The organism is Catenibacterium faecis (genome assembly GCF_014306455.1).
In the GTDB taxonomy this organism is placed as follows: domain Bacteria; phylum Bacillota_I; class Bacilli_A; order Erysipelotrichales; family Coprobacillaceae; genus Catenibacterium; species Catenibacterium mitsuoka_A.
This window is the reverse complement of record NZ_JACRWG010000018.1, coordinates 1-24,531: the sequence shown is the minus strand read 5'-3', so window position 1 is coordinate 24,531 and position 24,531 is coordinate 1. Positions and strand designations below refer to the sequence as shown.

The window sequence follows — 24,531 nt, the reverse complement described above, 5'->3', positions numbered from 1 at the left end:
ATATAGTACCTTTTCTATATTGCCTTTTTTGATTGCAGTATTTTCGATTTTATTTCTAGATACAATTCTTTTGTATTCATATCTTCATATTCCATAGAATCAAAGCGATAATTAAGAATCTGTTCATCGTCCACATTCTTTTCTTTTTTGATTTTTTTAATAATCATCTTCAGAATTATTGATTTACCGCAGCGTCGAACTCCAGTCAATATTTTCACAAATGGAGTATCTACAAAAGGCATGATTTTGTCTAAATATAGTGGTCTTTCTATCATACAATCACCTCTTCCATATATATGGAATCGCAAAACTACCATTTCAACAATAGTTTTGCGGTTTTAAACCGCAAAACTTTCAATCATAATAAACTATTGCGATTAAAAAGGTGTCATTTTACTGACACCTTTAGCCTTTATTAGGAAACTTAGAATATACAAATTGACGTAAACGTGGATGTTCTCTCTTATAAATGAGCTGATAGAGCACATATGCAATTATACTTGCTGCTACAGCATCCATAAATGAATGCTGTTTGATGAACATTGTAGATAATGTAATAAGTACTGCTGAGATAATCGCAAATATATGCATTGGTTTATTATCTTTAAATTTCTTTGATTTAATAAGTGCTATCGCACATCCTATTGAATTAAATACATGAATACTTGGAAATACATTGGTTGGTTTATCTGCTCCATAAATAAATCTTAACCAGAATTGTTCAAAGGCATTCCCTGTAAGTACTTCTGGACGATGACAGAATGTTGTTGGGAAGATTGTGAATATGATGAGTGAAATGGTCATACCACAGGCTAAGAATGAAAAGCCACGATAGAATTCATCTGCATCATAAAAAAACAAAAATAACAAAGTTCCTGCAACAAATAAAAACCAATAGATATAAGGAATAATAAATGCTGGTACAAATGGTATGATACGGTCTAATCCTACATACATATCAAAGAAATGACTAATATCTCTTTGTTGTAAGCCAAAGTACCAAGGCATATAAAATACAAAATAGACAAGAACCCATGCATGTTCATGAGTCTTTATGAATTTCTTAATCATTTAATCACCCAAATTTCATTCTATCGATTCGGTAGGTAATAGTCAACATAAAAAAACAGTGATAGAATCACTGTTAATTGAAACCAAATAGTTTCTGTGCAAGTTTATATCCACCAACGATTAGTTTACGTCCTAGTGGATCATTTAATTGCATAGCAAGACCTAATGCAGTCTTCTTTACTTCCTTATAAACGGCAGGCTTTGTATCCTTCATATAAGCCCATAAATCATTACGTTTCTGTAAGTTTTCTTCTGTACCACTCTTTACGCAGAGTACTGTAGTTACTGTAGTAATCATAGATAGATACTTGATTAAGTATTTTCTCATCTTACGTGATTTAAGCTTATCAATATCAATCGCATCAATCATACGTTTATTCACTCTGATCTGCTGATCAATACGTCCAATCATCACTGTTTCATTCACTGACTGATCATCACGACCAATGAAATAGTGATATAAATCAACATTTAGATAATACATAGTCTGAACAAATGGAATAGGTTCATACACAAATAAGTTATCTACATAGAATGTATGTTTAGGAAGTACAAGACCACTTGCACGTAATACTTCTGTACGATAGATAATTGAATGCATTAATAGGTTCTGTGATGGATAGAAATATTTCACATCATACCATCTAAAAATCTTATTTTCAGGTAATGCATTTGTATAGCGAATAGGCTTCTGTGTATTCTTTGATGGTTTATCATAAACATAGTTACAGATCATCATATCAACATCATTACCTAGTTTCTTTAATGTCTGAATCACTTTAACTAAAGATGCTTCATCAAACCAGTCATCACTGTCTAATACTTTAAAGAAGCGTCCGGTTGCATTCTTTAAACCAGTATTCACTGCTTCACCATGTCCACCATTTTCCTGATGTATACATCTGATTGTTGCAGGATATTCTTCCTCTAATAAATCTCCTATCTCTCCTGTCTGATCCTTAGAACCATCATCAATGATTAAGATTTCAATATCATTTTCACATATTAATAATGGTTCAATAGCATGTCTCATATAATCTTGTGAATTATAACAAGGCACTGCAACTGTAAGAGTTTTCATATTTTTACCTCCATATAGATTTATTTTACCATAAATCACCTTAATAAGGCTATAATTTATCAACTATCGCTTGTGTTTACATCTAAAATTAATGTAATATATACTGTATACGTAAGGAGTTGAGGTAAACAAATGAATAGAGACGTAACATATAAGGATAGTTTACTATTTCATATTAGTACAATGAAGTTTCTTTGTCCTGTATTTGGTATTATCATGTTAGTTCTTGGCTTTATAGAAGCAAAAGACGGTTATTATGTGATTACAGGGCTTGGTGTCATCGGGCTTCTACTTATGATTTATATCACTTTAAAGGTGAACAAGAAGAAGACTTTCTCTTATATGATGACTGAAGATGATATTACTTTTAAAGAAGGTAATAACGAAAAGAAGTATGCTTATGAAGACATTACTAAACTAGTAGATGATGGTAAGACACTTACTATTTATTCTGAAGAAGGTGTGATTGCACAGCTCTCTTCATTAGAATTTGAAGTGGCTGATTTAGCTGAATTAGTTGAAGAATGTACTGATCATAAGATCCCTTATGAAGATATTGAAGGTACAAAGGAAGCACCTAGTCGTATGCCTTCTGTATCAGTTATTAAACCAGTAATGCTTGTATTAACACTTATCCAGTTAGTGTCATTAGTGGCTGGTATGATTGGTGCACTTGATTCTCTTGTTGTAGGTGGATTAATTTCTATCGTTATCCCAGTGCTTGCAGGTATTTACTATTTAGGTCTAACTGCCGAAGGAAATCAGCCAGCAATCAAAGAATTATATGGATTGTTCTTCGGTAACTTTATTATCCCTACTATTACAGGATGGTTAATTCTATTTACTAAATATGCAATGGAAAATACAAGACCTCTTATTTATGCAGCAATTATTGTATTCTTAATTATCTTTGTATTCTATCGCTGGATTGGTGAAAAAGCTGGATTACCTAGAGATGCATTATTTACATGCTTCCTAGTTATCTTTATTCCACTTGCATTATGCTGGATCAATGATCCTCTTGCAAAGGTAACTAATACAGAAGAATGTATTATTACTAAGACAGAACATTATACAACTAAGTTCTCACAAGTATATCATTTCAATGTAAAAACAGGTAAAAAGAAATTTACTTATCGTGCTACTGCAAAAGAATTTAAAGAGTATAAGAAAGGCGATACAATAACAATCGTTACTAAAACTGGACCTTTCGCAATCAGCTATAAAGAAATCAAGAAATAGGCATTTGTCTATTTCTTTTTTTATGCAAAAAAAATAGAGTTCCATCATGGGAACTCTATTTTAATCTTTGTGAATAAATGAATTGATGCAATCCACTAGTTCATCAAATTCCACAATAATCTTATCTAAATATTCCTTTCCGGCTGGTTCTAGGTGATAATACACTCTAGCTTTATTGTGGTAAATGATTGTATTGCTTGAAATATAGCCATTTTCAATGAGTTTGTAAATAATAGGATACATAGTACCATTCTTCGGTTCAATACGACCCTTAGATTTTTCTGCAATCTCTTTAGTTAGTTCATACGCATATTGATCTTTTTCTTTCAATAAGCTTAAAATCATTAAATCAAGTTTAAATAAATAGTTTGAAGTCTTTGCCATAATTAATCACCTGTAATAAGATTATCAAATATTAGAAGCGTTTTCAATACATTTTTTAAATAAAATGACGTATTTGTGCACCAAACTGTACTTTTATCCTGTTTACAATAAAAAAAAGCGTCATTTTTTTAAAATAGTGTGTAAGAAAAAGAACTCTATGCCTTAAGAGTTCTTTTTCTTACCATATCAATATACTGGTCTTCATGTAGGATTCTAATATCCTGACCTTGTCTTGATAGTGTCATGGCTTTTTTTATCTTCTTATTGCCTTTTTGATATCTTGTCTGCTTGTAGTCCTTTTTCCCAATAACGAGATATCTTGTCTGTGTTGTGACATGGAATGATGGTGTCATACCATCCTGTTCTACAAATGCTTCTATTTCTTGTTTTGTATGAGCAAGTTTTCCAGTGAAAGCAACTGTTTCTTTCTGTATTCCCATCCTTACTTCCTGTACCTTATCACTTGATACAAGAGGTTCAATAAAAGAACTTGTCATACGTCCTAAAGGGACATTTTCCTTCTCGTGGAGCTCTTTAAGACTTGTATAGTGATGTTCATCCATCATCTTCTTTAAAAGTTCTGCACAGGCTAAAGAATCAGCCAATGCATTATGGGCATTCTCTAATTCCACTGAATAATAATCACATAGAGAACCTAAGCCATACTTTTGTAATTCAGGATGAAACAGCTTTGCGAGTACTAATGTACATGATAAGAAACAAGTAGGCTTTCTTATACGAAACCTTCTAAATACTGCCAATAGATGATTTAGATCTGATTGGATATCATGAGATATCACAATACTGTTTTCAAAATATTGACTAATCTTTGGCCAGATTTCTGGAAATGTAGGTTGTTTCTTTAAATCCTGTGGTCTGATCTTATGAACCTTATAACGATAAGGATCAAAAGTCAATTTAGGAGGTCTAATAAGTGAATAGAATGTTTCTTTTACTTTCATATCCTCCAATACGACTATTCCAATAGAACAGATACTAACAGGATCATTATTCAATTCTTCAATATCAAAGATTGTTATTTTTTCACTCATTCAATTCCCACTGCTTTCTTTGCTAACTGATCTGCCTGTTCATTATAGAAGTCTCCTGTATGAGCTTCTACTTTCATAAAGACAATAGGCAATTGTTTACGGTATTTAGCCATTTTATCAGCATAATACTGTGTTAACTTCTTATTAGCTTTCCATTCTCCAATAGCCCACTTTTCAATACCCATATAATCATAATAAATCACAATACCATCATATTCAGGATGTTCTACTGCATACTTTACAGCTGCAAGTGCCCCAAATATTTCTCCTGCGACATTACGACTAGATATACATTCTTCATTATCTCCATGTCCATAAAGACGTTTAATGACCTGCTGTCCATCAATTAATACAGCACCATAACCATATACTTTCTTTTTCGCATTAAAAGAACCATCTACATAAGCAATTAACCCATGTTCCATTTGAGGCATTTCTTTTTTATCAGAAATAAACTCTTCTGCTTCCTTGCGTGATGTAAAGGACTTATAAGAAGCATTCTTAAAGCCATGAATCTGCTTCTGACATTCTGCCCAAGAGTTATAAATACCTGGTACTCTTCCGTTTTTTACGGCATAATATTTCATTTTTATCACCTACCCCATAATAATGAAAACAATAGGCGTTGTCTAGTTAATTATGCAAGTTCACAAAAACTATTTACTATGTTAAAATGAAAGAAATAAACAAAGCGAGGTTATTTTATGTTGATTGAAAAGAGATTTTTGAAATATGTGAGTTTTGATACACAGTCTGATGAATCTTCTACAACATCTCCTTCTACAGAAAAACAATTTGATTTAGCTGATTTCTTGAGTGAAGAAATGCAGATTTTAGGTGTAGATGAAGTAGAAAGAACAGATCAGGGAATTGTATACGGAAAGATTTATAGTAATTCTGATGAGCCTATGAAGGCAATTGGATTTATTGCCCATATGGATACTTCTCCAGATGCAAGTGGACATGATATTCATCCACGTATTATCCGTTCTTATCCAGGAGGACGTATTATTCTTAATGAAGAAAAGAAGATGTATTTAGATTCAGAAACAAATCCTGAATTAAAGGGTCTAGTGGGTGATGATTTAATTACAACTGATGGAACTACACTTCTTGGTGCAGATGATAAAGCAGGTGTAGCTATTATTATGAGTATGGTAGAGTATATCTGCCAGAATAGAGATTTTAAGCATGGAGATATCTGTATTGCGTTTACTCCTGATGAAGAAGTAGGTAGAGGTACTGAAAACTTTGATGTCAAGAAATTTGGTGCTGATTATGCTTATACAGTAGATGGTGGTAGAATTGATGAATTCAGTTTTGAAAACTTCAATGCCTATAAGGCTGATGTCACTATTACTGGTAAGAGTTATCATCCAGGTGATTCTAAAGGTAAGATGGTCAATGCTCTTACTTTAGGTCGTCAGTTTGATACAATGCTTGGTGATAATAAGCGTCCTGAAGCGACTGAACATAAAGAAGGCTTCTATCACCTTCATCATATGGAAGGTGATGTTTCTACAACTAAGATGACTTATATTCTAAGAGATCATGACATGGATAATATGCATGATATGATTCATACAATGCAGTTAGCTGCTTCTTATTTAAACCAGGTCAATCATGGTCATTATATTGATATTGACTTTACTTTACAGTATAAGAATATGATTGAAGTTATCAATAAGACACCTGATATTGTATATAAGGTAAAACAGGCCATGATTAATATAGGACTTGAGCCTATTGCATCTCCTATTAGAGGTGGCACTGATGGGGCTAATTTAAGCTTTATGGGACTTCCTTGTCCTAACTTAGGTACTGGTGGATATAACTACCATGGTCCTTATGAATTCTGTAGTATTAATTCTATGAAAAAGGGTGTTAAGTTACTTCTTGAATTGATTAAGGAGGCATAATATATGAAGTGTTTGTTTATTATTAATCCTTCTAGTGGTACACATGCATTCCAGAAATCTATTGATCAGTTTATTGGTCAATTAATTCTTCATACTAATGTGAATACGATTGATACTTACTTTACTAGAGGAAAGAATGATGGATTAGAACGTGCTGCAAAACTGACTAAAAACGAATATGACTTTATTGTAGCAGTAGGTGGAGATGGTACTATTAATGAAATCATAACAGGACTTATTAAGAGTGAATCTAAGATTCCTCTTGCAATCTTAGCTGCAGGTACTGTCAATGACTTTGCGACTTACCTTAATCTTCCTAATACACCAGAAGCATTCCGTGATATGATTGCTCGTTTTAAAACAAAGAAGATTGATGCAGGTTATGTAGATGATCATTGTTTTGCGAATGTATTAAGTGGTGGTATGTTTAGTGATATTGGATTTCTTGTCACTAAAGAGGAAAAGAAAAAGTTTGGTCCTCTTGCCTACTACATCAATGGATTGAAGATGTTACCTGAACAGTTAGGCTTATCACTTCATCTTAAAATAAAAGCAGATGAAATAGAGTTTGAAGAAGATGCTGCCTTATTCATGATTACGAATAGTTCTCATGTAGGAGGATTTCCAGGAGTGACTCCATATGCTTCTACAAGTGATGGTAAGTTAGATCTTATTATTATTAAAAAAGGAAATGTAGCTGAACTACTTAATGTCTTTATGGATTATAAGCGTAATCTTCATCCTCAAAATCCAATGATTCGTTATGTCCAGGCAAAGGATATCACAATCAGTTGTGATGAGGATATTGTCTATGATATTGATGGTGAAAAGGGACAGACTTTCCCTGTTCATGTTGAATGTTTAAGACATGCAGTTTCACTTATTATTCCAGATCAAGATGAAAAATAATCACAAAGAGGAAAATCGATTGATTTTCCTCTTTTTTAGTTCATGATGTTAAGTTATTTATTTCTTTGTAAAGAACTTGATACTTCTATAGATATAGTAAGCGAGGGCAGCACCTGCCATATAATAGAAGAAATCAGTAATATCAAAAAAGCCTCTTAATGAAAGTAATTTAGCTACTTCGAAAATAAAGCTAGCACCTAAAATAAATGTGATTAACTGTCCTAACGTACAATCCTTCTTGATCACATAATATAGTGCGATTGGCATCACTAAGAATACCTTCATGATAATATTCATTTGTAACGCCTGATAATTTGAATTAGGATTATAGTAGAACGGAACAAGATTAGTCGCATTGGCTATTCTAGAGAAATAAGGTGTACTATTACTTAGAATAGGTCTTTTCTCTATTATAAATGCGATAAATACAAGTAAGTAGAATACAATAATGCATAATTTAAACGATAGGGTCTTTTTCATACTTTCCTCCTGTTAATATAATCATGAACTATATGACTATCTTTACTACTTATTACTACAACTTTATTATACACTATCCAAAAGAAAAACTGATAAAAATCAGACTTTTTGTGCGTTTTTTCCCTTTTCTACTAATTTATTCAATAAAGCCACATACTCTTCAAACTGTGTTCTACCTTCATCAGTCAAATGATAAGTTGTCTGTGGTCTGTTATTTACAAATTCCTTTCTCACTTCCATAAATCCTTCTTGAATAAGCTTTTTAGTATGTGTTGTCATATTCCCGTCTGTACAACCTAGAATCTCTTTCATCTGCTTATAAGTGAGATTTTCAATACTTAAACTGGCAATCATTTGAATTCTTATGTGCGATTCAAATACCTTTGATGTATTGTTCATAACGTTTTCCATTAGATTTCCTCCCTAGCATTAATAGAATCAGCATTACCAACATGCATTAATTCCTAGTTGCTTAGTATAATTTTCACCATATATAATAATTATATAATTTATATCAATAAATTTAAAGGCTATGGGCTATAAAAAAATAGAAATCATCACTGATTTCTAATTTTTTAGAAGGTTATAGAGATTATAAATCATAATTACTGTCGTTATCACAATCAAAGAAATATTATTATATGTGAATTGTGTAATCACATTTGTATAAAGATGATTCTGAATAGTGGCAGTATATTGGTCAAAGAGAAGGAATAGACCTACTACAGCATAAACAGCACTGATGATCTTAGTGACATTATTCTTGGTTGCCATCACAAACATAAGAATAAAACATATCGCAATTAAAATATTTGAGATAATGGAAAAAGAAATGGCAGTAGAATAATTCTGATCCTGTGTAAGTAATGTGAGTGCATGCTGGAACTTCTGTACATATTCTGTTGATGAAGTTTGTATGATATAAAGTGCTATAGGAGTTGCCCCATAGATAATTGATTTCGTCGTATCTTTCATAGTGATTCCCCTTTTATATGTATTTTAATCTATTTTAATGTAAGTTACAAGACTGCCACTCTAAATGTGATTAAATATACTCACATCGAGATAATATAAGTTCTCACGAACATTACTTACTATGTCATCGTGTATGCTTTTGATTGACCGAAATCATATCTACTCACAAGTTCAAGTACACTTCATAGTCGTAAATTCCCGAAATAGCCTTCGGTACATACCTACGTTTGCGTTTTTTTATGCAACTTCGTAAGTTATAGCATCTCTCAAATTAAGTGCAGCATTGAAATCTCTGTCTTCGATATAACCACAATCACATCTGAAAACTCTATCTGAAAGTTTTAAATCTTTTTTGATGCTTTTACAGCAATGACATGTCTTAGATGATGGGTACCATCTATCTACTATTCGAAGTTCAATTCCGTACTCCTTGCATTTAGCTAAAAGCTTTGTTTTAAATTCATAAAACTTCTGCGAAGCAACTGCCTTTGAAAGATGCTTGTTCTTCATCATTCCTGATACGTTTAGATCTTCAATCGTTATATGAGATGGCTTGGTTTTCACTATCTCTGCGATTATCTTATTGATGTAATCAGTACGAATATTGTCTATTCTATGATGAAGCTTCTGTATCTTAAGCCTTTGTTTCTGTATATTTCTTTTTTGAGTGGACTCTCCTTTCTTTATATTTTCATACTTTCGAGAAAGACTTCTCTGTTCTCGAGCAAGCTTTTTTTCAAGCTTCTTTAATTTTGCAGATTTATTGATGTTCTTATAAGTTTTTCCATTAGAAACAATCGCAAAGTCCTTTAATCCAAGGTCAATGCCAATTCCTTCACTGGAATTGTTAACTATCCTGTGATCTGGGATTTCTATAAGAACTGAAACATAGTATCTGTCAGCCTTTATTGAAACATGACCGCTCTTAATTACGTATCCATCTTTTGTAGTTGGAATATATCCTTTCTCTTTGATGCGTACCCAGCCAAGTGATGGAATCTTGATTCTGTGTCTTTCACAGCAACAATCTTTTGGATTATTTCTTACAAAATACATTTTCACATCAGATTTGCCTTTCTTCTTAAACTTTGGGAAGGCGCTCTTGTGGTTAAAGAATCTCTTCAATGCGGTCTGTCCGTAATTTACAACTGCCTGTGTTACCGATTTTGAATAAGCTTCCTTGATCCAGAAACATTCTGGATGATTCGGAAGATACTCATTGTTGAGCCATACTCTAAACTGGCTGCTGCTCATAAACTTTTTGCCACTTTCATGAAGCTCCTTATTATGAGCAAGATAGAAGTTATAGATAAATCTGCAAGTACCTATTGTTTTACGAATCCTGACTTTCTGCTCCTCTGTTGGATTTATTTCCGTTTTGAAACTCTTCAGCAATTTCCTCATCCCTTTCTATCAGTTTTTATACTTATGAAACCCTTTGCAGCCTGCAGGAGAACACATGGAGTATTGAAACAATATCCTGCATGAGTTCTCCATCTAATTTCTAATCTAATTATAGAACAAATAGAAAATTCATGTATTCAGTTCAGCTTCATGAACGCCGATTTATAGGCGTTAATAAAATTTAATTTTCACTAACCTGTGGTCTGTGGGTATTCAAATAATTCTTTTACATTATAAAACTATCTTAAAAATGTAACTTGATTTAGTAAATGATGATTATAAGTATAATAATGCCTTTAGTTTTGGTTCGGTTTGCCTTTAAAGTTCTTTTTCTATCTCAACGTTATAACATCTTAACAGATACGCCTAAAAGTTCTGTAAAATCCTTTAATTTATAATTTGTGATATTTGATGTTTTCATTTTAACGCTCTCCTTTGAGGAGATTTGAACACATTTAATCACAATAGTCGATATAATTAGTTACTTATATTTTCCTCCTGTAACTTCTACATTTAAATAAATTTTTTTAAATAGTAATATACGTTTACTCCTTCTTAAATAATTCTTATAATAATTATAGAGGAAAAACATAAACGAAAGCGCAGGTGAATATTATGAATGTTTCTCAAGCTCTTTATAGCAGCTTATTTCTTAAGCTTCTACCATTATTGATTGTATCATTATTCCTTACATTCTTATTAGTAAAGGCAAAAATGTTTAAGCTATTTTATCTACTTATAGGTGTAGAAGTCATTGGTACATTTGTGATGCACTATAGTACGATATCGATGTCTATGATGTTATATGAACAGACAAAAGCCTTTAGTACTCTTTCTAATATGTTCATCATAGTTGGAATGTATCTTCTTATTCCTCTTCTTTCAATCATACTCTATATAATATTAAGAAAAAGAATTTAAGAGCGATTTAGTCAATCGCTCTTTTAAGTTTGAGATACGTAAGTCCTACACATGTAGTCATGATTTCAGATAGTGGTAATGATGCCCAGATTCCTTTCATACCTAATTGTGAAAGAATGATAGATGCAGGTACGATAAGTACTACACCACGTAATAGAATAAGTGTAGAAGCTATTTTAGCGCTTTCTATTGAAGTAAAGTATGTCGTTAAGACAATGTTTACCCCTGCAAAGAATAGGCCAATAAACATTATTTTAAAGCCTTCTATTGCTAGTGTATATAATGTTGGATTGTTTGTCTTATTAAATAGAGAAGTAATCATAGAGGCATTTGTGAAGACTGTTAAGTAAATTGTGAAAGATATTAATAAAGAAATAGTAAGAGTCATTCTTCTTAACATAATAAGATTCTTTGTATCATGAGAACCATATGATTCACTAGTAAGAGGCTGCATACCATTTGCAAGACCATTAAATATTGCAACACATACAAGCCATATATTACATACAACACCATAAGCAGCAACACCTATATTACCTGTAATCTTTAATATAAGTGTATTAAAAAGAAGAACAACTAAACCACTTGATATCTCTATCAACATAGAAGGAAAACCTAGTTTAATAATTCTTTGAATCATAGAGAATTGAAAACGAAGCTGAACGGGATGGAATGTATTCTTCTTTTTAATGAAGTGTAAAGAGAGAATACTTAAGCCAATCAAAGGTGCAAGACTTGTCGCAAAAACAGCACCAAACATTCCCATATGACATAAGAATATAAATACATAGTCTAGTACAACATTCATCAGTGAAGCTACAATCATAGCTGTTGTCGCAAGAGCGGGATTGTTATCATTTCTTACTAATGCATTGAGTGCATTATTGAAGATAAAGGCAGGTGTAAATATCATAATAGTTCTTAGATAAATGACTGTATCTTGTAATACGGCATCATTGGCTCCTAGCATTCTTGCAAGAAAAGGACTATATAATACTCCTGTAATCATGAAAAGTACTCCTATTACAAGTCCTAAAAGCACTGTATGATCAAATACCTGATTGATTTCATCGTGCTTGTGATCTATTTTCAGGATAGATAATCTAATACCAGATCCTATTCCTAACATGAGCCCTATCCCATAAATAAAATTAAATACAGGTATCGCAAGATTCAATGCAGTGAGTCCTTTATCCCCTATTCCCTGGGCAATAAAGAATGTATCAGCAAGTATATAAAACGATATAGCCATTTCTCCCAATATGCTTAAACATATATATTTAATAAATCTTTGTTTCATAGTTTTCCCCCTTTATAAAAAAAAGAAATAGTGAACTCACTATTTCAATTCTTTTGCGAGACCTCCTAGAGATGTTTCTTTATAAGCAACATTCAAGTCTTTGCCTGTTTCTTTCATAACTCTTACAACTGTATCGAAAGGTACTTTATTCTTACGTACATAACCTAACTGCCCTGCAAGCATAGCCGCATCATAAGCACGTAATGCAGCCAAAGCATTTCTTTCAATACAAGGAATCTGTACATAACCACCTACTGGGTCACATGTTAATCCCAAGTTATGTTCCAATCCCATTTCTGCTGCATAATCAACAAGACTATTATTTAACTCATTGATCCAGGCCATAGAGGCACTTGCCATCGCACAAGCTGTTCCTACTTCTGCCTGACATCCTCCATCTGCACCAGCAATAGTTGCATTATATTTAACAGTATTACCATATAATCCTCCAATCGCAAGTGCCTTGACTAAGTCTCTCTTTTTTAAGCCCATCTGATGATATGCATAATAGAGAATAGCTGGTAGTACACCACTTGCACCACATGTTGGTGCAGTAACAATCATATGACCATCTGCATTCTCTTCAGAAACTGCATAAGCATAGCTGGCAATAAATAAACGTTCCTGAGCCATTTCATGATGTGTATTTAAAGCCTGTTGATACATAGAACCAGCTACTCTTTTTAATTGTAGACTGCCCTGTAAGATGCCCTGTGTATGTAACCCATTTTCTACGCAGGTAAACATTGCTTCAAGAACTTCAAATAAATATTCTTTAAAGTTTTCATCTTCAAAACGTAAGACATAATCATAAAGTGATAATCCTTCATTTTCACAATAATCAATGACTTCACGCATTGTATGATGAGGATAGATTTCTACCTTATCCTCTTCTAAGTCTCCCTTAAAGTAAATTTCTCCTCCACCAATAGAATAAGCTTCAATAGGTTTTAATGCCTCTCCACCACAATATACTGTGACTAACATCCCATTAGGATGGTAAGGTAATTCACCGCTCTTAAAAGAGAAATCACATGGTACAGGCGCAAATGTCTTCTGCATGATTTTATCTGTTAAATGTCCTTTACCAGTTAAAGATAAAGAACCATACAGATCAACATGTACCTTTTCCATATCTGGATAAAGTGATTTGATTCTTTCAGCGATTTTCATTGGTCCATAAGTATGAGATGAGGAAGGACCAATTCCTATCTTATAAAGTTCTCTAAGTGATTGCATGTATTATCCTCCTTTAAAAAAAGCAGGCTATGCCTGCTTTTATTTATTCTTTAATGCCTGTTTAGCAAGTGCTAATCCACCACATAATCCTGCATTATCAGCAAGTCCTGGATAAACAATATAATCCTTGATCTTATCTGTTGTAATTTCTTCTTTTGCAACATAGCCGTTCAACATTTCCTGAACGTATTTATGAATCATTGGGAATAACTGTTTCTGGTGCATAACACCTCCACCTAAAATAATCTTCTTAGGTGAGATTGTAAGAATATAAATACATAAAGCCTGAGCAATATAATAAGCTTCTAAATCCCATGCTGGATGATCAACAGGTAATTCTTTAGCGCTCTTACCCCAGCGTTCTTCAATAGCTGGTCCAGCTGCTAAACCTTCAAAACATGTTCCGTGATATGGACATTTACCCTTATAAGTATCTTCTGGGCGAGTGATCAATTTCATATGACCCATTTCTGGATGTAGTAAACCGTGTACAAGATTACCTTCTACAACAGCACCTCCACCTACACCTGTACCAATAGTCAAGTATAAAGCGCTATTTAATCCTTTAGCAGCACCAAATTCTACTTCACCTAAACATGCACTATTTACATCAGTATCAAATCCTACAGGAACACCTGGGAATGCTTCTTCTAAATCCTTTACGACATTATGATTAGACCATCCTGGTTTAGGAGTAGTAGTGACACTTCCATAAGTAGGACTTGTCTTATCTGGGTCAATTGGGCCAAATGATCCAAAGCCAATAGCTTCTACACCCTTATCCTTGAAGAATTCAATTGTTTTCTTCATTGTTTCTTCTGGTGTTGTGGTTGGGAAAGATTCTCTTTCAAAAATGTTACCATTCTCATCACCAACACCAACGACGAACTTTGTTCCTCCGCCTTCAATAGTACCTAATTTCATTATCCTTTACCTCCATAATAGTAATCACTCATATTTTAAATTATTTACTACTAAAAGTAAACGAGCTATTTTTAAAGGCATGAAATTTTTAGGCTACCATTTTATCATTTTTATAATATGCATATTGATCAAGTGAATAACCATGTTCCTGCATGACCTTGGTCATGATTGTTCCTTCAATCATCGCACGTTTAGCAGTTATTACTTTATAGTTTTCTTCCTCATTATGAGTATGAATAATATCCATTAATTGATTATGTATCTCATAATAAAGGCTGCATAAAGTATCTAAACTCTGATTCTGTAAGAAAACAATGTAATTTTCATCAAAAAGCAATTCATCCATGAAAAATGCCTCCTTCTAGGAGACATTATATCATACTTATTTATATTTATCTGTATGTAGAATCTTATTTGCGTTTTCTACACGTTCATTTGTAGGTGGATCAATTCCTTCTAGCTTATATTCTAAGTTAAGTTCCTTCCACTTATATACACCAAGAGTATGATAAGGAAGAACTTCTACCTTTTTCACATTACTTAAAGTATCAATATAATCAGCTAAAGCATGAAGATCTTCATCAAAGTCACTTCTTTCAGGAACAAGTACATGTCTAATCCAGATAGGCTTATTGATATCATTCAAATATTGAATCATATCAAGAACACGCTTGTTTGAAACACCAGTTAATACCTGATGTCTTTCGTCATTGATTTCTTTAATGTCAACCATCAATAAATCAGTATATTTCATTAATTCCTCAAACTTAGAGAAGAAAGGCTCTTCTCTTGTAAAGCATGCACCACTTGTGTCAATACATGTATTGATTCCTGCAGCTTTAGCAAGTTTAAAGAATTCTAATAAGAAATCAATCTGTACAAGTGGTTCACCACCAGATACAGTAATTCCACCATCTTTACCCCAATAAGGTTCAAAACGCAAGGCACGGTCTAATGCCTGCTGTGGTGTCCATTCTTCAAACTTCTGACTTGCCCATGTATCTGGGTTATGACAGAATTGACATCTAAAAGGACATCCATGTAGAAATAAGATAAAACGTACACCTGGTCCATCTACAAGACCAAATGTTTCAACGGAATGTACACGAGCGTTCATTACATTCTCCTCCTCTATAAAAAACAGTCTCATAAGAGACTGTTTTAATTATTACATATGATCGTGACAAGTTCTAGCAATTACGTCCAACTGCTGTTCTCTAGTTAAGTCAATGAACTTAACTGCATAACCAGATACACGGATTGTGAAGTTTGCATATTCTGGTTTTTCTGGATGTTCCATTGCATCGATTAACTTTTCTTTACCGAATACGTTAACGTTTAAGTGATGAGCACCCTGTCTGAAGTAACCATCCATAACTGTTACTAACTTATCAGCTCTTTCAGCTTCGTCATGACCTAAAGCACTTGGAGCAATTGTCTGAGTATTTGAGATACCATCTAATGCCCATTCGTAAGGTAACTTAGCAACTGAGTTTAATGAAGCAAGTAAACCGTTCTTTTCTGCACCATATGATGGGTTAGCACCTGGAGATAATGGTTCACCAGCTTTACGTCCATCAGGTAATGAACCTGTAGCCTTACCATAAACTACGTTAGAAGTGATTGTTAAGATTGAAGTAGTTGGTTCAGAATTTCTATATGTATGATGCTGTTTGATCTTTTCTAAGAATGTATGTAATAACCAAACTGCGATGTTGTCAGCTCTGTCATCATCGTTACCATAACGAGGGAAGTCACCTTCAACTTCGTAATCAACTACGATACCATCTTCATCTCTGATAGTCTTAACCTTAGCATATTTAATTGCGCTTAATGAGTCTACTACATGTGAGAAACCAGCAATACCAGTAGCGAATGTTCTACGAACATCAGTATCGATTAATGCCATTTCTGCAGCTTCATAGTAGTATTTATCATGCATGTACTGGATTAAGTTTAATGTATTTACATATAAGTCTGCTAACCAGCCCATCATGTTTTCATATTTCTTGATAACTTCATCATAATCAAGATATTCAGAAGTAATTCCTCTATATTCAGGACCTACCTGCTGTTTAGTCTTTTCATCGACACCACCATTGATAGCGTAAGTTAAGCACTTAGCTAAGTTAGCTCTTGCACCGAAGAACTGCATTTCTTTACCAGTCTGAGTAGCTGATACACAGCAGCAGATTGAATAGTCATCGCCCCATACAGGTCTCATAACGTCATCGTTTTCATACTGAATTGATGAAGTATCGATAGAAATCTTAGCAGCATACTTCTTGAAGTTTTCTGGTAATGCTTCTGTATATAGAACTGTTAAGTTTGGTTCTGGAGAAGGACCCATATCTTCTAATGTATGTAAGAAACGGTAGTCATTCTTTGTAACCATTGAACGTCCGTCAGTACCTAAACCTGCAACTTCAAGAGTAGCCCATACTGGGTCACCAGAGAATAATGCATTGTATGATGGGATACGTGCGAACTTAACCATACGGAATTTCATAACGATATGGTCAACTAATTCCTGAGCTTCGCTTTCAGTTAATGTACCGTTAGCTAAATCTCTTTCAATATAGATATCAAGGAATGTAGAGATACGTCCAACTGACATAGCTGCACCATTCTGAGTCTTGATAGCTGCTAAATAACCAAAGTATAACCACTGGAATGCTTCACGAGCGTTAGTAGCTGGTTTAGAAATATCATAACCATAAGCTTCAGCCATCTTCTTCATATTGTTAAGAGCTCTTACCTGTTCAGCAATTTCTTCTCTCTTTCTGATGATGTCTTCAGTCATAGATCCGCTACCGCAGTTAGCAAAGTCTTCTTTCTTCCATTCAATTAATGCATCGATACCGTATAAAGCAACTCTTCTGTAGTCACCAACAATACGTCCACGACCATATGTATCTGGAAGACCAGTGATAATCTTATTATGACGTGCTTTCATAATTTCAGGAGTGTAAACATCAAATACACCCTGGTTATGAGTCTTATGATATTCAGTAAAGATTTTGTGTAATTCTGGGTTTGGTGTGTAACCATAAGTTTCGCAAGCCTGTTCAGCCATACGGATACCACCATAAGGCATGAATGCTCTCTTTAAAGGCTTATCTGTCTGTAAACCAACAACAGTTTCTAAGTCCTTCATGCTTTCATCAATATAACCAGGTCCATAAGCAGTTAAACCAGAAACCACTTCAGTTTCCATATCAAGAACTCCGCCTTTAGCTCTTTCTTCTGCCTGAAGTTCCTGTAATCTGCCCCATAATTTATTAGTTGCTTCTGTAGGTTCAGCTAAGAATGATTCATCGCCATCATATGGTTTGTAGTTATTCTGAATGAAGTCTCTAGTATTTACTTCTTCTTTCCATAAGCGGCCTTTGAATCCAGCCCACGCATCAGCAAAACGATTTGTATCCATTGTAACAATTCCTCCTTAAAGTATAAAAAACTACTGAATTTTGTTACTCATCCTTTTCAGCGATTTCAATATACCATTATTCAAAATGTTTGTCTATGGATTTGCTTACATTTTTGTATGCGTTTTCTGTAAACGTATAACATTTTTTACCTCGTGATAAAAAATTTTCTCATAAGTTTGTTTTATTTTCCGAAATTAGTAATATTATATTTGTTGTTTTAGGAATAATGCGCTTACATTAGTAACTTTTTTCCTATCTAAAAATATTTTTTAATTATTTTTTTACAAAAAAAGGAAATGCAGCATGCATTTCCTAGACTATTTTTCAGGTATGATTTCAAGCCAGTATCCATCTGGATCCTGGATAAAATAGATGCCCATTGAAGGATTTTCAAAACAGATACATCCCATCTTTTCATGTAATGCATGTGCCCCTTCATAATCATCTACATGAAAAGCTAAATGGAATTCTTCTTCTCCAATATCATAAGCCTGTGGATGATCTTTAAGCCATGTGAGTTCTAATTCAAATGGAGTTGTTTCGTTACCAACATATACAATAATGAAGCTTCCATCTTCACTCACCTTACGTCTTCTTTCAGTTAAGCCTAATGCTTCTTCATAGAATTTAAGAGAAGCATCTAGATCCTTAACGTTATAGTTTTCATGTACCATCTTAAATTTCATAACAATACCTCTTATTTAATTTTTTCTAACACAGTTTCACAGATAATACTTGATGCTTTGCCAAAGATCATAGTAAGTGTTAAATGACCTGCCACAATACCACTAGCCCCTAGTGTTTTAATTGTTTCAACATCAAGATCCTTATCCTGCTTTAAAGTCGCCTTTAATTTAGAAGGTGATGCTTCTAATGCAGTAATGTTGTCTTTACCACCTAATGCTTTAATTAATAGATCTGCATCAATCGGACATTGTTCTTTACTTGTTTTCTTTTTACGAGTCATCATCACAACAATCACAAGTACAACTACGATTGCCGCAATAATCCCAATCATCATATTTTTAGACACTTTATCCACACTGCCACTCAAAATGTGATTAAATATCTCACATCGAGATAATGTAAGTTCTCACGAACATTACTTACTATTTCATCGTGTATGCTTTGGATTGACCGAAATCATATCTACTCACAAGTTATTGTACACTTCATAGTCGTAAATTTCCGAAATAGCCTTCGGTATATACATACATTTGCGTTTGTCTTCATCATTCCTGATACGTTTAAATCTTCAATCGTTATATAAGATGGCTTGGTTTTTACTATCTTTGTGATTGATTCTATGATGAAGTTTCTTACCCCAAACCTTTTTTTGAGTGGACTCTCCTTTCTTTAGATTTTCATACTTTCGAGAAAGAGTTCTCTGTTCTCGAATAAGCTGTTTTTCAAGTTTCTTTAATTTTGCATATTTGTTGATGTTCTTATAAGTCGTACCATTAGAGACAACGGTAAAATCTTTTGGCTTATAATTGTGATACTTAGTGTATTCATTTTAGCACTCTCTCGAGCATATTTAAACACATTCAAACACAATAGTTAATATATTCAGTTACTTATAGTTACCTCCTTTTTATTGAAGTATCTTTAAAATATAGTATACTATAAGAATGAAAAAAGTAAAAAGAAAAAAGGAGGGCACGCATGGAAAACCTTGAAGAAACACTCAAGAAATATCCTCTTATTGCCTTAATTATATTGCTTGGTGCCATCAGTTGTTTTGCGGTTGCAAGTGCTGCACCAATTATGACCAACATTGCGAATCCTTATACACTATGGTTGAAGCAAGGGCTTTATTATGTTATAGGTGGCATTCTAGGCTATATTGTCTATAAAATAGGTCAGGATACCCTATATAGTCATATTAAAACACTCTATATGATTTTTATTGTATTACTTATCGGGCTTGCAATAGACCATTTTGTGTATACAAAAGTATTGCATATCCACATAGTACCTCTAGCAACCTGGGTGAACGGTGCGACTTCATGGTATACTATCCCAGGATTCAGTTTTCAGCCTTCAGAATTCATGAAGATCATCATGGTTATGTATCTTGCGAAAATTACACAGGAATATAATGATCGTATCTTAGTTAAGACAACCGATAGTGAAATCCAGTATATTATTCAAGTCATGAAGATTTCTTTACCACCAGCTATTCTTATTTATTTGCAGAATGACTCAGGGGTTATGATGATTCTTATGGCAGCTGTTTTCTTTGTATTATTATCAAGTGGTATGAATGGAAACTGGTTCCTATTTATTTTAGTAATTGCAGTAGTAGGTGTACTTGGAATGGCTTATTTATTCATCTACCAGAACGGAGTCTTTACATCTATCATCTCAGGACATAAACTAGACCGTATTTATGGCTGGCTAGATCCTGAAGGAACAACCGGTAACCAAGGGTTACAGTCATGGTATGCTCAGTTATCTTATGGAACTGCAGGATGGTTTGGACATGGCTTTAGAGCTGTTGTCAAGGTCTTCCCTGAAGGACAGACAGACTTTATCTTCTCAGTTATCGCGACTGATTTTGGTTATGTAGGTGCACTCATCACTTTACTTGCAATTGCAGCATTTGATATCACTATCTTAAATATTGGCTTAAAGAGTGATAATATTCGTGATAAGACATTTATCATGGGGACATTTGGATGTCTCATCTTCCAGCAAATATGGAATATTGGAATGATTCTTGGATTACTTCCTATTACTGGTATTACTTTACCAATGCTGTCTTATGGAGGATCTTCATTACTTTCATATATGTTCGCAATGGGTATTATTATTGATATTGATTATCAGAATAAGCTTCGTGATGTAAAACATAAACAATACTAAAAACGACATGCCTCTCATGAGGTATGCCGTTTTTCTTATTTCATATAACTATCCCTTAATATCTTTAAGTAAAGCTACATGTTCACCATAAATATGTCCTGTTTCAGGTACATAGATAATAAGTGCTTCTTTTTCATTCTTATAAATAGAACGGCTCTTTTCTACAAAAGCAAATAAGAGATTATCCCCCTTAGTCGTCTTAAGCTGTACTCTCTCATTATACTTCACTGGTGTAACCACATATTCACAAGGTACTGTAGGTACCTCTTTTAAGTTCACCATTTGTTTATAATAGCTATAAACCATAAAGAATAAGCCAGCAGTAATAGCCACCCCAAGCGCATAAATTACTTTAGATTGAGTTGGAACAAGAAAAGCAGCCACTAATGTGATAATCACAACTACAGGAATAATTCTAGAGAACTTCTTATAGTGCTTTCCATATTCATTACATTTATAAGTCATATATTTTTCTGACTGCTTAAGATTTAATTTTTTTAATTCGTACATCGTTGAACACCTTCTTTAAAGTCATACATTGTTGTGTGATAGGATGTTTAAAGGCTATTTCTACACTGTCTAGATAGAACCCTTCTCCTTCACCATAAAGTGGATCTCCTACTAATGGACATCCTAAATAAGCCATATGAACACGTATCTGATGCGTACGTCCTGTTTCTAGCTTACATTCTACTAAAGAATAGTCTTTAGTTGTTTTAATAGTACGGTAATGGGTGATTGCTTCTTTACCGCCTTCTTTTACTTCTCTTTTAGTCCCATGACCTTCTGCATGGTCAATAGGCGCATTGACAGTTCCTTGTCCTGGATTACCTTTTACAAGTGCATGATATACACGTTTCACCTGTTTGATATCATGAGAAAAAGCATCATGAACATAACGACTTTTCGCAATCATCATGAGTCCTGATGTTTCTTTATCAAGTCTATTTACTAAGTGAATTGCACTTTCAATATGATTTGCTTGATAATAATACATAATCGCATTCCCTAACGATTCTGTTAAGTACTTCTTAACAGGGATACAGGCAAGATTAGGCTGTTTATCAATGATCATCAAATAATCATCTTCATATACAACTTTTAAGGGAATATCTACAGGAATCACATGACTTGTTTCTTTAGGAAAAACAATAGCCACACTATCCCCTGTTACTGTCTTATAACACAAATACTGCTTTTCTCCATTCACTAATATCTCTCCATGATTTCTAGAATCTTTGACTAACTTCTTAGAAATACCATGTAAATAGAAAAATTCATCTAAACGCATATCTTTGTGCTGTTCATCTATTTCAAACTGCAAGATCATAGATATGATTTCCTCAATCTCTTCACAAATGATACATGACGATAATCACAGAAATGAGCCACACGTTTAGATAAACGTGCTTCTATGACATCATGATCCTTTAATTCAAAAATATCTGTATCAATACCTAAAACCGCATTCTCGTTAAAATCTGTCTCAAAGCGCACTACATCCTCATCTCCTAAAATAAGAGGACTGCCTAAAGAACGATAAGCATTATGATGAATACCCGCTATTTCCGTCACCTGCATCAGTCTTAAGCTAGGATTAATCACTGCCCCACCTAATGATTTATTTAATGCAGTAGAACCTGAAGGAGTACTGACACAAAGTCCGTTTCCTCTAAATGTTTCCATATGTTCATCGTTTACATACATATCTATGACCTGTGAACGATAACTATTCTCTATACGCATTTCATTTAAAGCATGAAAGATTTCTCCATTATAAGAAATACGCAAGAGATGTCGATCAAAGATTTCAGGTTCTTTTGTAAGAATATCTTTTACAAGCTGTTTATACTCATCCTTTAAATAGTCTGTAAAGAACCCAAGTGTTCCTGTATGGATTCCTACAAATGAAACATCATTTAAAACATGCTCATAACGATGAATAGAATAAATCATAGTGCCATCTCCACCTACAGAAATCACTATATCTGGATGTTCTTCATCATAAATCAGTTCTTTGAGTTCATCTCTAATCAAAGCAGCAAGATGACGGGATACATCATCTTTTTTTGACACAATTGCATATCTTTTCATTTTTTATCACCGCTATTATTATACTTTCTATTACCTTTTTACGCAATATGACTTGTATTGACGTGTTCAACTCTCAAGTATATAATTTGAGAAAATGAGGAGACATTATGGAAAAAAATCTTGAAATAGAATATAAGATGTTATTAAGTGAAGCTCTATTCAATCAATTGATGAATGACTTCAAAGGGCATACTTATAGTCAGACAAACTATTATCTTACAAGTATTGAATTAAGTGCTCTACGCTATAGTCTTCGTATAAGAGAAAAAGAAGGTTATTATGAGATGACTTTAAAGATTCCTGAAAAGAATGGTCGTCTAGAACATAATCTAGAAATTACTAAAGAAGATTTAGAAATGATTCAAAAGGGTGAAATACCTGATAATGAGATTACTCGTTTATTAAGTAATAAGGGATTTAATTTAAATCTTATTAAACAGGCTTATTCTTTGACTACTATTAGAAGAGATGTCCCTTTTGATTCAGGTATGTTATCTCTTGATGAAAATCATTATAACGGAATCACTGATTATGAATTAGAATTTGAAGTGAATGACGAAGAAAAAGGACTTAAACAATTTGAAGAATTATGTCAAACATATCATCTACAGTATAAAGGAAACTGTGCAAGTAAGATTGCGAGAGTTCTAAGCACATTAAAAGCAGGCCTATAAGCCTGCTTTATTATTACGATGATAGTCTTCCACAAGTGTAGATGCGCTGAATTGTGGACAGTTGTCAAACTTCTGACATTCTGCCAGCTTTCTTAATTCTCTTGGAATAAATGCGCGAATTTCTTCCGCATTATAACCTACCTGAAAACGTCTTTCATCAATCATAATAGGACGTTTTAAAATAGATGGATTCTTCTGAATAAAATGAATTAATTCATTGGTAGACATATCTTCGATGTCTACTTTATTCTCTTTGATGATTTTAGAACGTTTAGAAATGATATCATCCGTACCATTCTCGCTACGTTCTAATAGTTCACGTAGTTCATCTTCTCTTAGTATTGTAGAAAAGATATTCTTTTCTACATAAGGAATATCATGTTCTTTGAGCCATGCTTTGACTTTTCTGCATGATGCACAACTTGGTGCGGTGTAGATTCTAATCATGATTTTCTCCATTTCCCCGCGCCTTTGTTGCGCGGACACAAATATATAACCAAACTCAAATCCCCCAAAACTCTAGTGTGCATCTCGATATAATAGTATAATCAAAGAGAGGTGGT

28 protein-coding genes are annotated in these 24,531 nt (G+C 33.5%); 6 read left to right on the top strand and 22 right to left on the bottom strand.

Annotation, left to right across the window (positions count from 1 at the left end):
* Positions 1-14 precede the first annotated feature (14 nt).
* The 3 genes from H8909_RS05720 to H8909_RS05710 form a co-directional block, all read right to left on the bottom strand.
* Positions 15-275: an AAA family ATPase gene (locus H8909_RS05720; protein WP_238928231.1), complete on the bottom strand. Its 261-nt coding sequence runs from the start codon at positions 273-275 to the stop codon at positions 15-17.
* Between the two features lie 130 nt (positions 276-405).
* Entirely contained in the window at positions 406-1,071 is a 666-nt protein-coding gene (locus H8909_RS05715) for a phosphatase PAP2 family protein (RefSeq protein ID WP_022424494.1), read from the bottom strand.
* 73 nt (positions 1,072-1,144) lie between these two features.
* On the bottom strand, positions 1,145-2,152 hold the full coding sequence (locus tag H8909_RS05710; protein WP_187012149.1) for a glycosyltransferase family 2 protein: 1,008 nt from the start codon (positions 2,150-2,152) through the stop codon (positions 1,145-1,147).
* 132 nt (positions 2,153-2,284) lie between these two features.
* Between H8909_RS05710 and H8909_RS05705 the strand changes: the two genes are divergently transcribed.
* Positions 2,285-3,394 (top strand): YdbT family protein, encoded by a 1,110-nt coding sequence (locus tag H8909_RS05705; protein WP_187012148.1) that lies wholly within the window; start codon positions 2,285-2,287, stop codon positions 3,392-3,394.
* Between the two features lie 60 nt (positions 3,395-3,454).
* Here H8909_RS05705 and H8909_RS05700 read toward each other — a convergent pair whose 3' ends face one another.
* The 3 genes from H8909_RS05700 to H8909_RS05690 form a co-directional block, all read right to left on the bottom strand.
* Positions 3,455-3,778 (bottom strand): PadR family transcriptional regulator, encoded by a 324-nt coding sequence (locus H8909_RS05700; RefSeq protein WP_022424491.1) that lies wholly within the window; start codon positions 3,776-3,778, stop codon positions 3,455-3,457.
* A gap of 155 nt (positions 3,779-3,933) precedes the next feature.
* Positions 3,934-4,830, bottom strand: a complete 897-nt coding sequence (locus H8909_RS05695; RefSeq protein WP_129981928.1) for an exonuclease domain-containing protein — start codon at positions 4,828-4,830, stop codon at positions 3,934-3,936.
* Positions 4,827-5,417, bottom strand: coding sequence for a ribonuclease H1 domain-containing protein (locus tag H8909_RS05690; protein WP_187012147.1), 591 nt, complete (start codon positions 5,415-5,417; stop codon positions 4,827-4,829). Before H8909_RS05690 ends, H8909_RS05695 begins: the two co-directional genes overlap by 4 nt.
* A 117-nt stretch (positions 5,418-5,534) precedes the next feature.
* Here H8909_RS05690 and pepT point away from each other — a divergent pair, with 117 nt between their 5' ends.
* A complete protein-coding gene (gene pepT, locus H8909_RS05685; RefSeq protein ID WP_187012146.1) occupies positions 5,535-6,749 on the top strand; it encodes a peptidase T in 1,215 nt (404 codons plus the stop codon).
* A 3-nt stretch (positions 6,750-6,752) separates the two neighbouring features.
* On the top strand, positions 6,753-7,658 hold the full coding sequence (locus H8909_RS05680; protein WP_187012145.1) for a diacylglycerol/lipid kinase family protein: 906 nt from the start codon (positions 6,753-6,755) through the stop codon (positions 7,656-7,658).
* Positions 7,659-7,715: 57 nt separating this feature from the next.
* On the opposite strand, the gene H8909_RS05675 is transcribed toward H8909_RS05680, so the two are convergent.
* From H8909_RS05675 to H8909_RS05660, 4 genes are all read right to left on the bottom strand, one after another.
* Positions 7,716-8,138 (bottom strand): VanZ family protein, encoded by a 423-nt coding sequence (locus tag H8909_RS05675; protein WP_187012144.1) that lies wholly within the window; start codon positions 8,136-8,138, stop codon positions 7,716-7,718.
* Positions 8,139-8,237: 99 nt separating this feature from the next.
* Positions 8,238-8,549 (bottom strand): transcriptional regulator, encoded by a 312-nt coding sequence (locus tag H8909_RS05670; RefSeq protein WP_187012143.1) that lies wholly within the window; start codon positions 8,547-8,549, stop codon positions 8,238-8,240.
* A 156-nt stretch (positions 8,550-8,705) separates the two neighbouring features.
* Entirely contained in the window at positions 8,706-9,113 is a 408-nt protein-coding gene (locus H8909_RS05665; RefSeq protein WP_187012142.1) for a hypothetical protein, read from the bottom strand.
* Positions 9,114-9,350: 237 nt separating this feature from the next.
* Positions 9,351-10,517: an RNA-guided endonuclease InsQ/TnpB family protein gene (locus H8909_RS05660; protein WP_187012141.1), complete on the bottom strand. Its 1,167-nt coding sequence runs from the start codon at positions 10,515-10,517 to the stop codon at positions 9,351-9,353.
* Between the two features lie 615 nt (positions 10,518-11,132).
* Between H8909_RS05660 and H8909_RS05655 the strand changes: the two genes are divergently transcribed.
* Positions 11,133-11,438, top strand: coding sequence for a hypothetical protein (locus H8909_RS05655; protein WP_187012140.1), 306 nt, complete (start codon positions 11,133-11,135; stop codon positions 11,436-11,438).
* 7 nt (positions 11,439-11,445) lie between these two features.
* On the opposite strand, the gene H8909_RS05650 is transcribed toward H8909_RS05655, so the two are convergent.
* The 8 genes from H8909_RS05650 to H8909_RS05615 all read right to left on the bottom strand — a co-directional run bounded on the left by H8909_RS05650 (position 11,446) and on the right by H8909_RS05615 (position 19,353).
* On the bottom strand, positions 11,446-12,738 hold the full coding sequence (locus H8909_RS05650) for an MATE family efflux transporter (protein ID WP_187012139.1): 1,293 nt from the start codon (positions 12,736-12,738) through the stop codon (positions 11,446-11,448).
* 39 nt (positions 12,739-12,777) lie between these two features.
* On the bottom strand, positions 12,778-13,977 hold the full coding sequence (locus H8909_RS05645; RefSeq protein WP_117458304.1) for an L-serine ammonia-lyase, iron-sulfur-dependent, subunit alpha: 1,200 nt from the start codon (positions 13,975-13,977) through the stop codon (positions 12,778-12,780).
* A gap of 39 nt (positions 13,978-14,016) precedes the next feature.
* Complete coding sequence (locus tag H8909_RS05640) at positions 14,017-14,901, bottom strand: ROK family protein (protein WP_117458303.1); 885 nt, start codon at positions 14,899-14,901, stop codon at positions 14,017-14,019.
* A gap of 88 nt (positions 14,902-14,989) precedes the next feature.
* Positions 14,990-15,247 (bottom strand): hypothetical protein, encoded by a 258-nt coding sequence (locus H8909_RS05635; protein WP_187012138.1) that lies wholly within the window; start codon positions 15,245-15,247, stop codon positions 14,990-14,992.
* Between the two features lie 36 nt (positions 15,248-15,283).
* Positions 15,284-16,018 carry a pyruvate formate-lyase-activating protein gene (gene pflA, locus H8909_RS05630; RefSeq protein WP_238928230.1) on the bottom strand — a complete coding sequence of 245 codons (735 nt, stop codon included), beginning with the start codon at positions 16,016-16,018 and terminating at the stop codon, positions 15,284-15,286.
* Between the two features lie 51 nt (positions 16,019-16,069).
* Complete coding sequence (gene pflB, locus H8909_RS05625) at positions 16,070-18,331, bottom strand: formate C-acetyltransferase (RefSeq protein ID WP_117458300.1); 2,262 nt, start codon at positions 18,329-18,331, stop codon at positions 16,070-16,072.
* 318 nt (positions 18,332-18,649) lie between these two features.
* Positions 18,650-19,018 (bottom strand): VOC family protein, encoded by a 369-nt coding sequence (locus tag H8909_RS05620; protein ID WP_129980893.1) that lies wholly within the window; start codon positions 19,016-19,018, stop codon positions 18,650-18,652.
* An 11-nt stretch (positions 19,019-19,029) separates the two neighbouring features.
* Positions 19,030-19,353 carry a PTS sugar transporter subunit IIB gene (locus tag H8909_RS05615; protein WP_187012136.1) on the bottom strand — a complete coding sequence of 108 codons (324 nt, stop codon included), beginning with the start codon at positions 19,351-19,353 and terminating at the stop codon, positions 19,030-19,032.
* 644 nt (positions 19,354-19,997) lie between these two features.
* Between H8909_RS05615 and H8909_RS05610 the strand changes: the two genes are divergently transcribed.
* Positions 19,998-21,200 carry an FtsW/RodA/SpoVE family cell cycle protein gene (locus H8909_RS05610; protein WP_187012135.1) on the top strand — a complete coding sequence of 401 codons (1,203 nt, stop codon included), beginning with the start codon at positions 19,998-20,000 and terminating at the stop codon, positions 21,198-21,200.
* Between the two features lie 48 nt (positions 21,201-21,248).
* Here H8909_RS05610 and H8909_RS05605 read toward each other — a convergent pair whose 3' ends face one another.
* The 3 genes from H8909_RS05605 to H8909_RS05595 are packed head-to-tail and all read right to left on the bottom strand — an operon-like array spanning position 21,249 to position 23,294.
* Positions 21,249-21,710: a hypothetical protein gene (locus H8909_RS05605; protein WP_117458296.1), complete on the bottom strand. Its 462-nt coding sequence runs from the start codon at positions 21,708-21,710 to the stop codon at positions 21,249-21,251.
* Complete coding sequence (locus tag H8909_RS05600) at positions 21,682-22,530, bottom strand: RluA family pseudouridine synthase (protein ID WP_187012134.1); 849 nt, start codon at positions 22,528-22,530, stop codon at positions 21,682-21,684. The genes H8909_RS05605 and H8909_RS05600 overlap by 29 nt, the downstream gene beginning before the upstream one ends.
* Positions 22,527-23,294, bottom strand: a complete 768-nt coding sequence (locus H8909_RS05595) for an NAD kinase (RefSeq protein WP_187012133.1) — start codon at positions 23,292-23,294, stop codon at positions 22,527-22,529. The genes H8909_RS05600 and H8909_RS05595 overlap by 4 nt, the downstream gene beginning before the upstream one ends.
* A gap of 107 nt (positions 23,295-23,401) precedes the next feature.
* Here H8909_RS05595 and H8909_RS05590 point away from each other — a divergent pair, with 107 nt between their 5' ends.
* Positions 23,402-23,968 carry a CYTH domain-containing protein gene (locus H8909_RS05590; protein WP_187012132.1) on the top strand — a complete coding sequence of 189 codons (567 nt, stop codon included), beginning with the start codon at positions 23,402-23,404 and terminating at the stop codon, positions 23,966-23,968.
* On the opposite strand, the gene spx is transcribed toward H8909_RS05590, so the two are convergent.
* The gene (gene spx, locus H8909_RS05585; protein WP_117458292.1) at positions 23,963-24,415 is read right to left on the bottom strand and encodes a transcriptional regulator Spx; all 453 of its coding nucleotides are present in this window, start codon (positions 24,413-24,415) and stop codon (positions 23,963-23,965) included. The genes H8909_RS05590 and spx overlap by 6 nt on opposite strands.
* Positions 24,416-24,531 lie beyond the last annotated feature (116 nt).

Excerpts from the sequence above, each read along its gene's own strand:
- H8909_RS05720 (WP_238928231.1), bottom strand. The coding sequence starts at position 275 with ATGATAGAAAGACCACTATATTTAGACAAAATCATGCCTTTTGTAGAT.
- H8909_RS05715 (WP_022424494.1), bottom strand. The coding sequence starts at position 1,071 with ATGATTAAGAAATTCATAAAGACTCATGAACATGCATGGGTTCTTGTC.
- H8909_RS05710 (WP_187012149.1), bottom strand. The coding sequence starts at position 2,152 with ATGAAAACTCTTACAGTTGCAGTGCCTTGTTATAATTCACAAGATTAT.
- H8909_RS05705 (WP_187012148.1), top strand. The coding sequence starts at position 2,285 with ATGAATAGAGACGTAACATATAAGGATAGTTTACTATTTCATATTAGT.
- H8909_RS05700 (WP_022424491.1), bottom strand. The coding sequence starts at position 3,778 with ATGGCAAAGACTTCAAACTATTTATTTAAACTTGATTTAATGATTTTA.
- H8909_RS05695 (WP_129981928.1), bottom strand. The coding sequence starts at position 4,830 with ATGAGTGAAAAAATAACAATCTTTGATATTGAAGAATTGAATAATGAT.
- H8909_RS05690 (WP_187012147.1), bottom strand. The coding sequence starts at position 5,417 with ATGAAATATTATGCCGTAAAAAACGGAAGAGTACCAGGTATTTATAAC.
- pepT (WP_187012146.1), top strand. The coding sequence starts at position 5,535 with ATGTTGATTGAAAAGAGATTTTTGAAATATGTGAGTTTTGATACACAG.
- H8909_RS05680 (WP_187012145.1), top strand. The coding sequence starts at position 6,753 with ATGAAGTGTTTGTTTATTATTAATCCTTCTAGTGGTACACATGCATTC.
- H8909_RS05675 (WP_187012144.1), bottom strand. The coding sequence starts at position 8,138 with ATGAAAAAGACCCTATCGTTTAAATTATGCATTATTGTATTCTACTTA.
- H8909_RS05670 (WP_187012143.1), bottom strand. The coding sequence starts at position 8,549 with ATGGAAAACGTTATGAACAATACATCAAAGGTATTTGAATCGCACATA.
- H8909_RS05665 (WP_187012142.1), bottom strand. The coding sequence starts at position 9,113 with ATGAAAGATACGACGAAATCAATTATCTATGGGGCAACTCCTATAGCA.
- H8909_RS05660 (WP_187012141.1), bottom strand. The coding sequence starts at position 10,517 with ATGAGGAAATTGCTGAAGAGTTTCAAAACGGAAATAAATCCAACAGAG.
- H8909_RS05655 (WP_187012140.1), top strand. The coding sequence starts at position 11,133 with ATGAATGTTTCTCAAGCTCTTTATAGCAGCTTATTTCTTAAGCTTCTA.
- H8909_RS05650 (WP_187012139.1), bottom strand. The coding sequence starts at position 12,738 with ATGAAACAAAGATTTATTAAATATATATGTTTAAGCATATTGGGAGAA.
- H8909_RS05645 (WP_117458304.1), bottom strand. The coding sequence starts at position 13,977 with ATGCAATCACTTAGAGAACTTTATAAGATAGGAATTGGTCCTTCCTCA.
- H8909_RS05640 (WP_117458303.1), bottom strand. The coding sequence starts at position 14,901 with ATGAAATTAGGTACTATTGAAGGCGGAGGAACAAAGTTCGTCGTTGGT.
- H8909_RS05635 (WP_187012138.1), bottom strand. The coding sequence starts at position 15,247 with ATGGATGAATTGCTTTTTGATGAAAATTACATTGTTTTCTTACAGAAT.
- pflA (WP_238928230.1), bottom strand. The coding sequence starts at position 16,018 with ATGAACGCTCGTGTACATTCCGTTGAAACATTTGGTCTTGTAGATGGA.
- pflB (WP_117458300.1), bottom strand. The coding sequence starts at position 18,331 with ATGGATACAAATCGTTTTGCTGATGCGTGGGCTGGATTCAAAGGCCGC.
- H8909_RS05620 (WP_129980893.1), bottom strand. The coding sequence starts at position 19,018 with ATGAAATTTAAGATGGTACATGAAAACTATAACGTTAAGGATCTAGAT.
- H8909_RS05615 (WP_187012136.1), bottom strand. The coding sequence starts at position 19,353 with ATGATGATTGGGATTATTGCGGCAATCGTAGTTGTACTTGTGATTGTT.
- H8909_RS05610 (WP_187012135.1), top strand. The coding sequence starts at position 19,998 with ATGGAAAACCTTGAAGAAACACTCAAGAAATATCCTCTTATTGCCTTA.
- H8909_RS05605 (WP_117458296.1), bottom strand. The coding sequence starts at position 21,710 with ATGTACGAATTAAAAAAATTAAATCTTAAGCAGTCAGAAAAATATATG.
- H8909_RS05600 (WP_187012134.1), bottom strand. The coding sequence starts at position 22,530 with ATGATCTTGCAGTTTGAAATAGATGAACAGCACAAAGATATGCGTTTA.
- H8909_RS05595 (WP_187012133.1), bottom strand. The coding sequence starts at position 23,294 with ATGAAAAGATATGCAATTGTGTCAAAAAAAGATGATGTATCCCGTCAT.
- H8909_RS05590 (WP_187012132.1), top strand. The coding sequence starts at position 23,402 with ATGGAAAAAAATCTTGAAATAGAATATAAGATGTTATTAAGTGAAGCT.
- spx (WP_117458292.1), bottom strand. The coding sequence starts at position 24,415 with ATGATTAGAATCTACACCGCACCAAGTTGTGCATCATGCAGAAAAGTC.